The following is a 15,811-nucleotide window of genomic DNA, read 5'->3' as shown; positions in this document are numbered from 1 at the left end:
GATGCAAACACTTGATATTTTAGCCATTTGCATGATCGTAACTTCGCTTGCGGTTTTTGGTCTTAGAAGCTTGAAGCTCTCAATCATCGCTTATGCGATTGAGACACTACTTTTAGTTAGCATATTTTTCTTGCTATCTGAGAAATTTAACGCCGAGCAGCTCAAAACTTGGGCGATCGTTGCATTTTTTACCAAAGTTTTGCTTGTGCCAGGAATTTTATTCTGGCTTATCAAAAAACTTGGCGTAGTTAGCGAAGATGAGCCAGTTGGTGGATTTTTTGTAAGTCCTGTTATTGCTATGGGATTTTCTCTAGCTCTTTCAATGAGTATCCACCCTATATTTTTAAAATTCTCTCTTATCAAAGAAGAGATCATGCTAATCGCAGCTGGAACGGTCTTTATGATGGGAATTTTTGGCTTCATGCTAAGAAACTCATTTATAAAACAAATTCTAGCTTACTGCTTGTTTGAAAACGGCATCCACCTAAGTCTTGCTCTAATGGCTTATAACTCACATGAGTTAGTCGAGCTTGGAATTTTAACAGATGCGATATTTGCCGTTATCATCATGAGCATTTTAGCGATTAGATTTTATAAAGCTTATGATAGTTTAGATACTTCTAAAGCTTCAAATTTAAGGGGTTAGAGATGGATAGTTTAGCTTTAATACTTATCTTACCGCTCCTTGGTGCTTTGGTCTTGTTTTTGAGTCCTAAAAATTATGCGGTATTAAGCGGACTTCACGTTTTGTTTTCTGCTGCGACATCGGTGGCTTTACTTAACAATGTTCTTAAAGTCTTAAGTAGCGGAACTTTTTATAGTTTTGATAAATTTTTGTTTTTAGATAGCTTAGGCTGTGTTTTCTTGGTACTTATAGCAGTAACTGGATTTATAGTAAATTTTTACTCTATCCACTACATGAGATGGGAGCTTGAAGATGGACACATCCACCTAAGCGATCTTAAAAAATATTATGCACTAAGCCATGTATTTATCTTTACAATGACGCTAAGCGTTATTTGTAACAACGTTGCGTTTATGTGGGCAGCTATTGAGGCAACAACTCTTGCTTCTGTGTTTCTTGTCGCTATCCACAAAGATCAAAAATCAACAGAAAGTGGCTATAAATACATCGTTCTTTGCTCAATCGGCCTAGCATTTGCACTTTATGCGACTGTTCTTCTATACTCAGCCACATTTAGCACTCTAGGAGATGGTGAGGCTTCTATGCTATTTTCTGGAATAATGGCAAATGCTAAAAATTTAAACCCAGATGCGGCAAAGCTTATCTTTGTATTTGCTCTAATTGGTTTTGGTACAAAAGCTGGTCTTGCTCCAACTCACACTTGGCTACCAGACGTTCACGCTGAAGGACCAGCACCTATCTCAGCTTTGCTTTCAGGCGTACTTTTAAAATGTGCGATGCTGGCACTCTTGAGATACTATGCTATCACTGCTCAAGCTGTTGGATTTAGCTTTGTTGAGGGCATAATGATCGTTTCAGGAACTATCACTCTATTTGTAGCGGGATTTTTCCTAATCAGACAACACAACGTAAAAAGAATGTTCGCATATCACTCAATAGTTCACATGGGTGTTATTGCATTTGCACTTGGTGTTGGCGGTAAATACGGCTTATTTGCAGCGATATTCCACTGCTTAGCTCACAGCTTCACAAAAGCTTTGGCGTTTTGCTCAACAGGCAATATCGCAAGAATTTATGGCCACAAAGATATGAGTAAGATGGGCGGCATGGTTAAGATCGCACCGATCACCACTATAATGTTTGGCGCGGCTGTTTGCTCACTAGTTGGTGTTCCAGCATTTGCTATATTTGTTAGTGAGTATAACGTCTTTGTAGGAGCTATCACAAGCGGTCAATACATCGCAGTTGCACTATTTGCTATTGCGCTTGCAGTTATTTTCATAGCTGACTTTGCACACTTTAACATGGCAAGCTTTGGCGAGCCAAAAGGTGTGATCGTTCACAACAAAGAGATGAGTTTGTTAGAGAATTTACCTCTTATAGCACTTTGTGCCCTTATCATAATCTTTGGCGTATGGCATGTAGATAGCTTTTATACGCTAGTAGATAACGGTGTTAATATAATGATGGGAGCTTTAAAATGAGAGGCGATAAATTTATAGAAATCCTAAAAACTAAAGTAAAAATTTTAGAGGTAACTCGTCAAGCAGACGATCAGATCACTGTTTTAGTCGATAGAAATGACCTCCCTTTAGCTGTTAAAACGCTCTACTATGATATCGGCGGCTTTATAAGCACAATGATACCAAATGACGAGCGCCAGATAAATGGCAGCTATGCGCTTTACTACGCTATCTCAATGGAAGGTAGTAAGATGACTGAGGCGGATGACTTTGCGGCTGAGGATAAGTGCTTTATCACTGTTAAAACTCTTATTCCAGGAAGTGATCCGACATTCCCATCTGTTACTCCGCTAGTGCCAGCTTGTGTTTGGTACGAAAGAGAAGCTTATGATATGTTTGGCCTTGTAGCTGAAGGTTTGCCTGATAAAAGACGTCTAGTTTTAAGTGATGACTGGCCAGACGGACTTCACCCACTTAGAAAAGATGCGATGGATTATCGCTACCGACCTGATCCGGTTGATCATAGAGATGAGCCTGATTCTGAGTTTTTGTTTCCAATAGGCGATGCAGTAGTTGATGTGCCACTTGGACCACTACATATTACTTCAGATGAGCCAGGTCACTTTAGACTTTTCTGTGACGGCGACGAGATCATCGATGCTGACTACCGCCTCTTTTATCAACACCGCGGTATGGAAAAGCTAGCTGAAAACAGAATGAACTATGATCAAATGGGCTATCTTGCAGAGAGAGTTTGTGGAATTTGTGGTTATGCTCACGCTATCGCTTGTATCGAAGCAGCAGAAAAAGCTATCAAGCTTGAAATTCCACTAAGAGCTCAAGCTATACGCGTCATCTGTCTTGAGATCGAGCGTCTTCACAGCCACCTTTTAAATATCGGTCTAGCTTGTGAGGTCACTGGTAACTACAACGCTTTCATGCACATCTTTAGGGTTCGTGAGTACTCTATGGAGCTAGCTCAGCTTGTAACTGGTGGACGTAAAACATACGGCAACGTCGTTATGGGTGGCTTAAGACGTGATATGACAAACCAAGAGATCAAAAAAGGTATCGAGATCATAAATAAACTTGACGTTCAAATTTCAGAAATTTGGGACGCAGTTATGGAGGATAAACGCCAAATCGGGCGCTGGAAAGGTGTGGGTATCTTAGATCGCCAAATAGCACGCGACTTTAGCCCAGTTGGTCCAAATATGAGAGGCTCTGGCTTTAAACGCGATAACCGCTATGATCACCCATATGACTTTTTTAAACAGATAGAATTTGAAGTAGCAGTTGAGCATGGTTGCGACGTTTTTGCTCGTGAGATGGTTAGATATAAAGAGCTAAAAAGCTCTATCCACATCATCCGCCAATGCTTTGAGATGATGCCTCAAACTCCGATCATGATCGATCCTGTGACTATGATCAAACCTGAAAATTTTGCACTTGGTCATGATGAAGCACCACGTGGCGAGAATGTTCACTGGATCATGCAAGGTAGCGCTCAAAAAGTATATCGCTGGAGATGCAGGGCTGCAACATATAACAACTGGCCAAGCCTAAGGTATCAATTTAGAGGAAACAACATAAGTGACGCTGCGCTTATCGTTTGCTCACTTGACCCTTGCTACTCATGTACAGAGCGTGTTACATTAGTCGATGTAAGGACTAAAAAGAGCAAAATTTTAACAGAGAAAGACCTTAAAAAATTCTGTCAAGATGGCGGGGTTAGTAAGAAGGATTTAAGATGATGAAGTTATTTGACATCACAGAAAAATATGGAAAAGCGACATACGCCTATCCATTTGAGCCATATATTGTTCCTGAAAATTTCCGTGGTCAGCCAAACTATACATACGATCTTTGTGTAGGTTGTGCGGCTTGCGGTATCGCTTGCCCTAGTAACGCGATAGAGCTTAAGATGAACGAGGAGCAAACAAAGCTTGTTTGGGAATTTGACTGTGGGCGCTGCATATTTTGCGGTCGCTGCGATGAGGTTTGCCCAACTGGAGCCGTTCGCCTAAGTGATAGCTTTGAGCTTGCGGTTAAATTTGACAAGAGCGCTCTTATACAAAGGGGCGAGCTTGAGATGCAAACTTGCAAATGCTGCGGCAAGCCATTTACGCCAAAAAGGCTTATAAATTTCACCCTTGAAAAGCTTGGCACAGCAAATTTACTCCCAGGCAGACTTGAAGAGGCAAAAGACTACCTTTATATCTGCCCAGAGTGCAAGAAAAATCAATCTGCTGAGAGGCTAACAAAAGGCATTGAGGAGGCTATAAAATGAGTCTATATCAAGTCCCAGAGGACATAAAAACAGCAAATGATCTAACTGCAAAGCTAGAGCATCTAAAAAATATCAAAAGAAGCTTTAGCGTTTATAGGATCGACTGCGGAAGCTGTAACGGCTGTGAGATAGAAATTTTTGCAGCTATTACGCCAATGTGGGATCCTGAGCGTTTTGGTTTTAAACTTGTTGCAAACCCAAGACACGCTGATATTTTGCTTTGTACTGGTCCTGTAACAAGACAGATGTATTATCCGCTTCTTCGTGCTTATGAGGCAACTCCAGATCCTAAGATCGTGGTTGCTCTTGGTGCGTGCGGAAGCAGTGGCGGAATTTTCCATGACGCTTATAGCGTTTGGGGCGGCATCGATAAGATAATTCCAGTTGATGTCTATATCCCAGGCTGTCCTCCACACCCAGCAAGCATTATTTACGGCCTTGGTATGGCTCTTGGTATCATAGATCAAAAGCTTCATAAAAAAAGCTATGAAGAAGATAATACATTGCCACCTTCAGTTGAGAAGTCGGTCATAGGTGATATTTTATTTGAGCGCGACTTGCAAGCTGAAAGCAGAAGACTAATGAGCTATATCTTTGGTAGAATCCTTTTTGAAAAATATATGAATGCTATCAAATGTTCAAAAGATGTCCATGACCCAAGCATTTCAAGAGAGGCTGTGCTTACAGCTATCAAAAAAGAAGAAGATCCTAGATATGCTGAGTGCATGGGGCTTTTGCATAATGATGTCTATCTAAAATATGCAAAAGCTGATAAAAGCTTTGCGATAGATGTTGATAGCGAGGTTTGGAGCAAGAGATGATACAAGTTTATAAGCTTACAAAAAGGCATATGGACGACAACGATAAGCTTCCACGCGAGCTAAAAGAGATAAAAATTTTCTCCACTTGCGTGGGACATGGCGTTGGCACAATTGATTTTAGCGAGAAAATTTTAGAGCTAAGCGATGAGGAATTTGACGAGATGATCAAAAACTCAGGCGAATATGTGAAATTTAAGATCGGAAATTTAAGCAAATATTTTGAAGTTGAAATTTTTGCCGAGCATATCGCTAAACTCTTGCCACAGCTTTGTGAGTGTAAGCTTAAAGAAATTTTGGCAAATTTAAAAGAGGGATATATCGTGCTTAGGAAGGACTTTTGATGAAAAAGGCCATCCTTTGCATCGGTAATCCTATGCGTGGCGATGATGATGTGGGCAATGAAGTCGGCCGCATCGTGGAGCACGAGCTAAAAGAGTGGAAGGTCTTTTTTGGGCAAGATGTGCCTGAGAATGAATTCTCGGCCATTAGAGAATTTGCGCCTGATATCTTGATAGTAGTCGATGCGATGAGCGGCTTTGATGAGGATAAGATAGAGTTTTTTGACCTAAGTGACGATAGAGACTATATCTACTCAACTCACAATCTACCAACGCCAGTGCTTTTGAGTTATTTGCGAAAAATTTGCCCTAAAACGCTGTTTTTAGGCATTAGCGTCTTGCTCGAAAATGTCTTAAATTTTGAAGAGGGACTAAGCGAGCAGGCTAAAAAAAGTGCCAGAAAAGCTTTTTTGAGAATTGTAGAGATTGATAAAAATTTAGTTGGTTAAATTTGGCAAATGGCTAATTTTAATCTTTTTGGTTACTAAAGGCAAAATTTTGCTTTTAATCGCAAGCAGTGATTTGACTTTAGTGATTTTGCAAAGTGTTAAACTTTGGTCGCAAAGATGAGCCTGGCTCATGTGCGAGATTGAAAATAAAAAGGAGAATGTGATGTTAAATCCGGCAGAAACCGCTCAAGCGGTCTCAAGCTCTATGGAGCATAAGGCTCATATGCCGCTTACTAGTATTATTTTTCTTGCTATCATGGCTGGAGCTGCTATTGCTATGGGTGATATTTTTTGGGCTCACTCAACAGTTGGTATGGCTGAAAACCAGTCTATTGGCCTTTCAAATTTTATCGGCGGTATCACATTTAGTTGTGGTCTTATGATGGTTGTTTTTTATGGTGGTCACCTCTTTACGAGCTCTGTTTTAAGCGGTGTTAGCGCATATGAAGGCAAACTAAAACTAGGTAATACTATCGTATACTGGGCTATTGTTTGGATATTTAACTTCGTTGGCGGCGCACTGATTGCGTATATGTACTACTACTCAGGCTTGCCACTAAAGTATGATGGCTACATATTACAACACTTTGTTCCAGCTGCTATTGGTAAGATTACAGCACCATTTCATGAGCTATTTATCCGTGGAATTTTTTGTAACGTCTTTGTCTGTATGTCTGTCTGGACTGCGACAAGCGAGAGCAATCTAACTGGTAAATTTTTTGCTATTATGTGGATGATCGGTGCGTTTGTTGCATGCTCTATGGAGCACTGCGTGGCAAATATGTTCATCATAACTGAAGCCATCATTTCTAAAGCTCACTATATCGCAGCAAGCGGTGGTGATATAAATGCTGCAGCAGCGTTGCTTCATACTACAGCCGATAAACTAGAAGTACTAAACTGGGGAAATTTTATCGGTAAAAACCTAGTTCCGGTTACTCTTGGCAATATCGTCGGAGGAGTTTTCTTTGTTGGTTTAGTTGGCTTCATGGCTAATAAATTTGAGATGAAGAAAAAAGCTTAAAACTCTTAGTCTTTGCTTTTTAGCAAAGACTAATCTTTTAAAATTACTCTTTTTGCTAACAATTATCTTTTTTATTAAAAATTTTTGATTTTTAGTTTGTGTAACTTTCGAGCTTTTCGTAATCTATGATCAAAAACTCGTGTGGCGTTATTTTTCTTATGATGTCGTTTTTTATAAGCTCATTAAATGCAGTTGAGGCGCTTTGTCTTTTAAGCCCCACAAAGCTTGATAGTACTTTTAAAGAAAATGGCAAAAAGACATAATGATAGCCATTTTGTTTTAGATCTTGTTCGCGTGCAAGCTCAATCAAAAAATTTGCAATCCTGCCTTTCGCATCTTCAAAAAGTATTGATTTTATGATCTGACGTTGTACGATGATGGCGTTTAACGCCGCTTTTAAAATTTCATCTACAACATTTACATTTGATAAAATTTCACTTATTTCGCTTAAGTTTATGGAGTAAATTTTTGCGTCTTCTAAAATTTCAAATGCACAATTATCATCAAGAACTGCAATGTTGTTTGCTTCCAAACGGTAAAGGATAAATTCTTCCCCGTCTTCAAAAAACGAAAGCTTTGCACAGCCGCTTTTTAAAATGACGATTTTGATCTCTTCTGCGTAAATGATGCTTGTTTTTGGAAGGTTTTTGTACTCAAATTTATCAAGCTCGGATTGAGTTAGGATATCTAAAATTTGTGTCTGCAAAAGGCCTAAACGTGACTTTTTCATGATTCTCCCAAAAGTAGTTTTGGATTTTATCTTAGAAAGTATTTAATCAAGTTGAAATTTTTGCTTTTTAATTTTTAAATTTCAATAATTTTTAAAAGTAGTATTAATTTTTCAATTTGGTTGCATAAATCGCAACCAAATTTTTAAAATCCATGAAGTTGTTTTAGCTTCTCATCGATTGGCTTTTTAAGCCCATCTTTTGTTACGCTTACGTAAGTTGCGGTAGCGCTAGTAACGTGTATAGTTTCTCTATATCCGCCCGGATTTAGCCTAAGAGCGGTTACTTCTATTTGCGTTGTTATCGAGGTTTTACCAACAGAGATGATTTTAGCGTAGCAGCTTAGCACATCGCCAACAAAGACAGGTTGTTTAAAGATGATCTCTTTCATAGAGATCGTCACAACGCGTTCAGGAGAAATTTCTCTTGCAGCTTGTGCACCTGCAAGGTCGATCTGACTCATTATCCAGCCACCAAAAATATTTCCAGCTGAGTTTGTGTCCTTTGGCAACATAACTTGTTTTATGCGTGGCTCACCAAAATCCTTTAAAATATCCATTTTTTGCCTTTTAGATGTTAAAATTTTTGGTTGATTGTAGCAAATTTTAAGGCTTTATGCTAAAATCTTGCAACTTCAGGGGATGAAAAAATGAATGATTTTAAAAGATTAAATGAACTCACAAAAGAGCAAAAAAATAAGTTAAATGCTATTTATAAAAATTTAGACGATGACATTATAAACGAAGCTGTTAAAATTTGTGGTCTTGCTGGCACACCAAGCCAGAAACTAGCTCTTGCAAGAAGGATAGTAGATCTTAAAGTTGATCCGCTTCAAAATGAGCTAAAAAAGCTAAATTTAGGCGAAGACGAGCAAAAACGAGTGCTAAATTTAATGTATGGCTACGTTAGAAATTTATATGAAAATCTGCACGCCAAGCTTTTAGAAAAGGCCAAAGAAGAGAAAATTTTAGATCCGTTTAACCAAGCTTTTGTGCAGGCTATGCATGAACTTGGGCTTAGTCTAAATGCGTGGCAAATTTCATGGCAGGATCGTATTATCGACACTACAAACAAAGAGTTTGAGACTAAATTTAAAGATCTAAGCCAGGCAAATGAGTTTATTACTAAAAATGCTTTATTTCAGTGTGATAGTAACGGCGTAAGGGCCGATAGAACGTATGGCGCGGTAGTAAAAGAAGGTAATAAATTTAGCTTTTTGCCTTATGCACTTGCTTTTAAAGATGAGGTGAGAGAGCTTAAAAGCGTCTTTGCTAAAAATCTTGAAATTTTAAGAAATTTAGCCAAAAATGACGAGCAAAAATCTTATGTCAAATACCTTGAAAAGCTACAAAATGCCTTTTGTGAAGAGGACAACGCAAAGGTGATAAATGCTTGGCAAGAGGCTGAGATAGCGTGGATGGATGTAAAAGGCGCACTTCAACCGGGCCATCCGCTAGAGTACTACGAGGATGCCTACACGCACGCGGTTGCGCTTGAGTGGGATATCAGGCTGGTTGATAGCGAGGGCATTGATGAGCTTAAATTTAAAGAAAAAGTGGCAAAAACTTATAAGAGCGTTTGCGAAAAGATCAAGTTTGATAACGCTGAGACAAATAAGTCAGTTAGCGAAAATATCGCTAGGACGCAGCTTTATATAAGTGTGCCGATGATTTATTATGGCGCGGAGCTAAACGGACTTTTTAGCGCTCAGGTAGTGCCAAATGATGAAAGTGTGAGCGCAAAATGTGGTAAGAAAATTTTTGCCTTTGTAAATCACGTCTATGAAAGCGCAAAGGCAAAGCCATTTATGAAGCTTGGGGCTGAAATTTTTAGCAAGGAATTTTTGGATTTTGGTAGGGAAATTTTATTTTTAAAGCCAAAAATTTGGAAAAAAGTATATGAGATTTCAACGATTGGCCATGAGTTTGGACACATTCTCTTTATCGGACTTGATACTGAGATGAGTATGAATAAAAGTGGTGTTTTCAAATTTATCGAAGAGTACAAGGCGACAACTGGTGGGTTAGTAAATTTCTTCTTACACGAAGAGGCGGAGTATAAAATGGCCGTCTTTCACGAGCTAATAGCCCGTGCAGTTGGGCTTATTGCTTGGCGAAAGGTTGATGAGGTGAGGGCTTACTACTGCGAGGGGCTCATACATCTTAGCCTGCTTTTTAGAGCCGGAGTGCTTAAATTTGATGGCAAGCTAAGCGTAGATATGAGCGAGCAAGCTTACGCTAAATTTAAAGAAATTTGCTTAGAGAACTATTACGATCTAGCGCGAACATACGCCAAAAAAGCTGATGCGAGCACGTTTTTGGAGAAATTTTGCCAAAAAGATGAGCTAAGCTATCTGCCAAAAGATGAAGAGTGCAAGAAATTTGTTGAATATTTTTACGCTAGATACGAAGCTATCGGCAACGACGTTGATGATAGTGGCGAGTGGCAAAGATGGCAAAGTTTAGCCAAAAAGGCAGAGAAAGATAGATAAAGACAGAACATGATAAGTAAAATAAGCAACGATAATCAAGCATCTTTTTTATTTATGTTGATACTTTTTTGTGTATATGTTGTTAGTTATTTTATTGCTAGTGGTTTTTATGAAGACATAATTACTACTCTATTTGATTTTATGATCACATTATTTATCTTTTTAAAGCTAAAAGAGACAAGAAATTTAAAAACATATTGGATATATATATTATTAGGCCTTACTTGCTGGGTAGCATCAGATACTATGTGGATGCTATATGATAAGGTTGGTTTTCTTAAACAATTTCTTTCTAAAGTCAATTTTATACAAATCTCATACGTAGTTTCATATTTTATGTTTGCATTTTCTGCTTTTTACATTTTGATCAAAAATTTGAAAAATTTATTTTTAATGCAAGTATTTGTGGACTCAGTTTCTATTTCCGCAATATATTTTAGCTTTATGTGGTTTATGATTTTTGATAGAAATTTAACTCAAGTTTTAAGCCAAAAAGATTTTTTTAATCTAAGTTACATCGCCATAGATTTATTTATGTTTTGTACTTCATTTACTACGTTTTTTTCACTTAAATTTTCAAAAAGAAGACTATCTATACTTTTATGCTTGATAGCGCTTATTGCAATAAGCACTTATGATGTTTTTACCACTACAATGGACTTTTGGATAGATGAAATATCCTTTTTTGGATACGACATTGTATTTAAGAGTTCATTTTTTATGTTGTTTGTTGCTACGCTTCATTTAAGAGAGGGTGAGGCAAATCTAAAATTTAGGGCGCTCAGAAATGATTTTGATAAAATTTTAATACAAAAGCTATTTGTTTTCGCTGTATTTTTGACGATCATGATCTTGTACTCTTGGAAGATAAATTTGATATGGTTATTTTCTATTTTGGTTACTCTGCTTGCATACGGGGCATTATCTTATACATTTTCTAATGTTAGAAAGATGGATATTTTAATTAAACGTGAAATACATATCAAAAAAGTGTTAAATAATCAGATAGAAAGTAAAGTAAAAGAGCTTGAAGAGACAAATAGGCACCTACAAAGGATCAGTAAATATGATTATTTAACAAATGCTCTAAATCGCCAGTATTTTATTGCAAGGCTTGAAGAGATGATAAAGTCAAAGGCACTTGGCGAAAAGATAGATATTTATAGTATTGACATAAACCATTTTAAAGCGATAAATGACTCATATGGGCATTATATCGGTGATGATGTAATAGCAAAGTTCGCTTCAAATATTGAGTCAATATTGCCACCAAACGATTCTTTATTTGCAAGGTCTGGTGGAGATGACTTCATCGTTGTTATCAAGCAAAACGAAAATGTGCATTGCAGGGAATTTTTACATTATCTACTAAAAGCTATTTCAGAGCCAATCGTTATAGATGATTATAAAATTGTACTTGATGCAAAAATAGGGATTAGCTCGACACAAACTAGTGAAATTTTGGCTGATGATTTTATCATGCAATCAGAAGCAGCACTAGAAGCAGCAAAGAAAGATGCATCTGAAAAGTATGTTTTTTATAGTGATATAAAAAGCATGATTCAGGATAGAAACTATATAGAAATATTGCTAAATAGCATAAGCTTTGATGAAGAATTTGAGCTAAAGTTTCAGCCTCAGTATCTAATAGAAGGTAAAAAAATAGTAGGAGCAGAGGCTCTTGTTAGGTGGAACTCTCCTATAAAAGGTCCGGTAGATCAATCAAAATTTATTCCAATAGCCGAACAAAGCTCGATTATCAATGCGATAGGAAAATGGGTAGCAAAAAACGCTATAAAACAAATGGCCTTTTGGAATGAAAAATATAATACAAACCTAAAAATAGGTATAAATATCTCTCCAAAACAGATTGATAATATAAATTTTGCATCTAAATTTTTAAGCTACATAGATAGATACGGCATCGATCCATCTTGTGTAGATGTTGAGATCACTGAGGCCAGCCTTGTCAATGCCGAAGAGATGATGCAAAGCGCGTTATCTGAGCTTTCAAATAGAGGAATTTGCATATCCATAGATGATTTTGGTACCGGTTTTTCATCGATGAATTACATCAAAAAATATCCTATGAGCCGCCTAAAGATCGCTAAAGAGCTGATAGATAATATTGCTAAAAATGATATAGATAAAGACGTAGTAAAAAGCGTTATAGCTTTAGCTAAAAATGTGGAGCTAAAGACTATCGCTGAAGGCGTCGAAGATGAAATCCAGCTTGAAATTTTAAGAGAGCTTGGATGTGATGAGGTGCAAGGGTATCTTTGGGGCAAGCCAATGAGTGCAGAGGATTTTGAAAAGCTTATAATAAGTGCTATTTAAGCACGCTTTTTGCGCTAAAATTTTCAAATTTCAAAATATCTTTATGGCAAAGTTTGGCCAGCTCATTTATCATTTTTGAGCTAGTTTCATCTTTTGGGATTATTAGATGAATCTTTTCTTCTAAAAAAATGATAAAGATATTTTTTAGTTCATAAATTTCACTAACTTCATTTAGGTCAAATTTTTCATTTTCTTTGGGTTCGCCTTCATAGTAAGCCAGAAATTTCTCATTTACTTCAAAATTCATTTGCTTTTGAACGTCTGAAATTTCAATTCTCTTTAATGCAGCTATGCGACTTCTTTTTAAAAAAATAGGATAAAAAATGATCCAAAATATAGCAAAAACAGCTCCAATAACAGTAAAAATTTTACTTTTTAATAGCATATCAGCAACAAAACCAGCTATGATGGCTTCAGTAAATATCATAAAAGTGTTTATAAAATACTGCTTTCTTGCCGCCTTTGAGAAAAATAAGATAAAAGATTTATAATCTATTAAATTTTGTCCATTTATGACGATATTGCACTTCATAAGATACCTTTGTGAATTTTAAAATTTTTGGGAAATTATAACCAAAAGCAAAGTCAATTTTTGTATAATTTGGACTATTTCTTAGGAGAGGGACACTATTTTTTTATTATCAAAATCATCTATAACTGGCATGCAAAAATGGATCTTAGTTGCAGTTGTAGCGCTATTCGTATTTGCACTATTAGCATCTTTACTAGACTATAATCTAATTGGAAAAATATCTATTTTGCTTAGTTTCTTTATGATAACTTTTGGCATTTATACTTCAATGGATAAAGTAAAAACCAAAATAACGCATTGGCTTGCAATATGTTTTGGTGTTTTTTTATGGTCTATTTGCGATGCATTAATGGTGTTAAATCAAGATGCACTATTGCGGGCTCATAGTTCTTATGCGTATCTTGATGTATTTTTTATGTTGCCGATGATATCTATTTTAGCTGGCGTTAGTATATTTTTGTATTCAAAATTTGCAGCCAGTCAAGAAAAACTAGCCATTATTATGGATAGCATAAGTGTCTTTTTTTTAATAGCAATGTTAATATATGGTATTTTTGACGAAATAGATATTTCATCGATGATAAATAATAGATCAAATATCGTTTTTCTCTCTATTGTAGCCATAAATTTTCTTATACTTTTTATTACTTTAAGTGAGATTTTTACAAGCAGTTTGCTTCATATAAAAATTAGTGGCTTTTACCTTATATCAGCTAGCATCTTATTTACGATGCTAAATTTATTTATTTTCTATAGTCAGATCTCAAATGTAAATTTTGGCCATAAAATAGATTTTTTATATATCGTTCCTTTCTTCTTCTTGATGATAGGAGCTTTTCATTTAAAAGCTAAAAATGAATATGTTACAAATACCGATAAAGATATCTCAATAGGATCAAAATGGCTACCAATAATAATAGTTTTACCTTTGCTATTACAGGAAGATTTAACATCTTTTAGTGCGCTCATCTCACTTTTTGTTTTAGTTGTAAATGCTATTGTTAATTACTATGTTAAAAGCTCTATTGCAAGCAGAAAAATATTAGATTATGAGAGAAATCTTCATAGAGAGATGGAAAAGTCGATGCATGAGCGAACTAATGAACTTATGCTCGCAAATTTAAGACTTCAAGATATATCCGAAAAAGACTATCTAACAGATCTTGGCAATAGAAATTTTATAGTAAATGAGCTTGAAAGAATGTGCAAAAGCATCTCCGAAGATGAGGAAATCGCAGTTTATTATATAAATTTAAGCCGTTTTAAAAGCATAAATACATCTTACGGGCATGAAATAGGCGATAGAATTTTAAAGCTAGTTGCAAAAAGGATACTTGAAGTTTGCAATAGACAAGAGGCCATAGCAAGGATTAGTGCGGACGAATTTATCGTATTAGCAAAAATGGAGATAAATAGTCATACAAAACGCTTAAATCTTGGTATTGCCTTAAAAGACGCTATTGAAAAACCAATTCAAATAGATAGATATCACTTTGGACTTAAGTGCATAATAGGCATAGACGTAGCAACAAAAAATAGCTCGTCAAACCCAAGAAATATTATAAAAAATGCAGATATGGCAATGTATTACGCCAAGAAAAATCCAGCTTTAAATCCTATGGTTTATAGCGATAAAATTAGCAATGAAATGCACCTAAGCTCAAGTATCGAGATCGCGCTTAAAAAAGCTAATTTACAAGAAGACCTTCATGTATTTTTTCAACCAATATTTGATCTAAAAATCGAAAAAATGATCTGCGCGGAGGTTTTTTTATATTGGAAATCAGAAAAATTTGGCTTGATGGAAGCAAGTAAATTTATGAAAGAGGTCAATGTAAATAGTGATATCTTAAACGATATTTACTCGCTTTTAGTTTCAAAGACCATAGAGTATGTAGATAGATGGCAAAAAGAAAAACTCTTGATACCAAAAATAAGCATAAATGTTGCGCAGATTCAAAGTAAATCAGAAAAATTTGTTTTAGATTTTATTTCTAGCTTACGCTCGCAGCATATAAGCCCGGAGCTTTTTGAAATAGAATTTGGCGAAGAAATATGGACAAATAATTCTAAAACGCTTGATAAAATTTTTTCTATTCTTAAAGAAAATAATATAGATGTTTGTATAGATAATTTTGGCTCTGGATATACTTCATTTATTTATATTAGAAAGTACGGTGTTAAGCGTATAAAAATAGCAAGTGAATTTGTTGCTCAAGCATCAAATAGTAAAATAGATGCACAAATCGTATCCGCAATTATCGATTTAGCGAAGGCAATGAAGATAAAAGTTGGCGCAAAAGGAGTAGAAAAAGAAGAAGACATTCGTTTCTTAAAAGAGCTTGATTGTAATGAAGTGCAAGGACTTTTCTTATCTCGTCCTATGGGTGCAGAAGAATTTGAAGACCTTGTAAGACAAGATCCTCAAATGATAGCTAAAGTTTAAATTTCAGCCTTTATCTCTTCGTTTGATTTTACGACCATACCTGAGCCATGGATTACGCTTGGAACACAACTGGTGCAGATATCAACTTCTTCACCATTTTTATGAGCGTGGATAAAAACTGCATTTGTATCATCACTGCTTTTTAGTCCGCAAACATTGCAAACCACTAGATCTTTTTCTCTCATTTTTTCTCCTTTGAAATTTTTGCCTATTTTAGCTCCTAAATTTTATACATAAAATGATTTA

15 protein-coding genes are annotated in these 15,811 nt (G+C 36.1%); 11 read left to right on the top strand and 4 right to left on the bottom strand.

The window, feature by feature from the left end; translation table 11 throughout:
- Position 1 precedes the first annotated feature (1 nt).
- From hyfE to CYP43_RS07590, 8 genes are all read left to right on the top strand, one after another.
- The gene (gene hyfE, locus CYP43_RS07625; protein ID WP_021091711.1) at positions 2 to 646 is read left to right on the top strand and encodes a hydrogenase 4 membrane subunit; all 645 of its coding nucleotides are present in this window, start codon (positions 2 to 4) and stop codon (positions 644 to 646) included.
- A gap of 2 nt (positions 647 to 648) precedes the next feature.
- Complete coding sequence (locus CYP43_RS07620; RefSeq protein WP_103583114.1) at positions 649 to 2,130, top strand: hydrogenase 4 subunit F; 1,482 nt, start codon at positions 649 to 651, stop codon at positions 2,128 to 2,130.
- Positions 2,127 to 3,863: an NADH-quinone oxidoreductase subunit C gene (locus CYP43_RS07615; protein ID WP_103583113.1), complete on the top strand. Its 1,737-nt coding sequence runs from the start codon at positions 2,127 to 2,129 to the stop codon at positions 3,861 to 3,863. The genes CYP43_RS07620 and CYP43_RS07615 overlap by 4 nt, the downstream gene beginning before the upstream one ends.
- The gene (locus CYP43_RS07610; protein ID WP_103583112.1) at positions 3,860 to 4,399 is read left to right on the top strand and encodes a formate hydrogenlyase complex iron-sulfur subunit; all 540 of its coding nucleotides are present in this window, start codon (positions 3,860 to 3,862) and stop codon (positions 4,397 to 4,399) included. Before CYP43_RS07615 ends, CYP43_RS07610 begins: the two co-directional genes overlap by 4 nt.
- Entirely contained in the window at positions 4,396 to 5,220 is an 825-nt protein-coding gene (locus CYP43_RS07605; RefSeq protein WP_021091627.1) for an NADH-quinone oxidoreductase subunit B family protein, read from the top strand. The genes CYP43_RS07610 and CYP43_RS07605 overlap by 4 nt, the downstream gene beginning before the upstream one ends.
- Complete coding sequence (locus CYP43_RS07600; RefSeq protein WP_021091884.1) at positions 5,217 to 5,561, top strand: formate hydrogenlyase maturation HycH family protein; 345 nt, start codon at positions 5,217 to 5,219, stop codon at positions 5,559 to 5,561. Before CYP43_RS07605 ends, CYP43_RS07600 begins: the two co-directional genes overlap by 4 nt.
- Positions 5,561 to 6,007: a hydrogenase 3 maturation endopeptidase HyCI gene (locus CYP43_RS07595; RefSeq protein ID WP_072594541.1), complete on the top strand. Its 447-nt coding sequence runs from the start codon at positions 5,561 to 5,563 to the stop codon at positions 6,005 to 6,007. The genes CYP43_RS07600 and CYP43_RS07595 overlap by 1 nt, the downstream gene beginning before the upstream one ends.
- Positions 6,008 to 6,170: 163 nt before the next feature.
- Positions 6,171 to 7,031 (top strand): formate/nitrite transporter family protein, encoded by an 861-nt coding sequence (locus CYP43_RS07590; protein WP_103583111.1) that lies wholly within the window; start codon positions 6,171 to 6,173, stop codon positions 7,029 to 7,031.
- A gap of 91 nt (positions 7,032 to 7,122) precedes the next feature.
- Here CYP43_RS07590 and CYP43_RS07585 read toward each other — a convergent pair whose 3' ends face one another.
- Both CYP43_RS07585 and CYP43_RS07580 read right to left on the bottom strand, forming a co-directional pair.
- A complete protein-coding gene (locus CYP43_RS07585) occupies positions 7,123 to 7,761 on the bottom strand; it encodes a Crp/Fnr family transcriptional regulator (RefSeq protein WP_103583110.1) in 639 nt (212 codons plus the stop codon).
- Between the two features lie 143 nt (positions 7,762 to 7,904).
- Positions 7,905 to 8,318, bottom strand: a complete 414-nt coding sequence (locus CYP43_RS07580) for an acyl-CoA thioesterase (protein WP_021091795.1) — start codon at positions 8,316 to 8,318, stop codon at positions 7,905 to 7,907.
- Positions 8,319 to 8,408: 90 nt separating this feature from the next.
- Between CYP43_RS07580 and ciaB the strand changes: the two genes are divergently transcribed.
- Together ciaB and CYP43_RS07570 are read left to right on the top strand one after the other, a co-directional pair.
- Positions 8,409 to 10,250, top strand: a complete 1,842-nt coding sequence (gene ciaB / locus CYP43_RS07575; protein ID WP_103583109.1) for an invasion protein CiaB — start codon at positions 8,409 to 8,411, stop codon at positions 10,248 to 10,250.
- A gap of 606 nt (positions 10,251 to 10,856) precedes the next feature.
- Positions 10,857 to 12,587, top strand: a complete 1,731-nt coding sequence (locus CYP43_RS07570) for a putative bifunctional diguanylate cyclase/phosphodiesterase (protein ID WP_258032189.1) — start codon at positions 10,857 to 10,859, stop codon at positions 12,585 to 12,587.
- Here the strand turns inward: CYP43_RS07570 and CYP43_RS07565 are convergent.
- A complete protein-coding gene (locus CYP43_RS07565) occupies positions 12,580 to 13,119 on the bottom strand; it encodes a hypothetical protein (protein ID WP_103583107.1) in 540 nt (179 codons plus the stop codon). The genes CYP43_RS07570 and CYP43_RS07565 overlap by 8 nt on opposite strands.
- 241 nt (positions 13,120 to 13,360) lie before the next feature.
- On the opposite strand from CYP43_RS07565, the gene CYP43_RS07560 reads away from it, so the two are divergent.
- Positions 13,361 to 15,565 (top strand): EAL domain-containing protein, encoded by a 2,205-nt coding sequence (locus CYP43_RS07560; RefSeq protein ID WP_258032188.1) that lies wholly within the window; start codon positions 13,361 to 13,363, stop codon positions 15,563 to 15,565.
- Here the strand turns inward: CYP43_RS07560 and CYP43_RS07555 are convergent.
- Complete coding sequence (locus tag CYP43_RS07555) at positions 15,562 to 15,750, bottom strand: hypothetical protein (RefSeq protein ID WP_021091806.1); 189 nt, start codon at positions 15,748 to 15,750, stop codon at positions 15,562 to 15,564. The two genes, CYP43_RS07560 and CYP43_RS07555, sit on opposite strands and share 4 nt — an antisense overlap.
- Between the last annotated feature and the right edge of the window lie 61 nt (positions 15,751 to 15,811).

The organism is Campylobacter concisus, from assembly GCF_002913045.1.
GTDB classification, from domain to species: domain Bacteria; phylum Campylobacterota; class Campylobacteria; order Campylobacterales; family Campylobacteraceae; genus Campylobacter_A; species Campylobacter_A concisus_AP.
The sequence above is the reverse complement of the archived record's forward strand: the minus strand, read 5'-3'. Positions and strand labels throughout refer to the sequence as shown.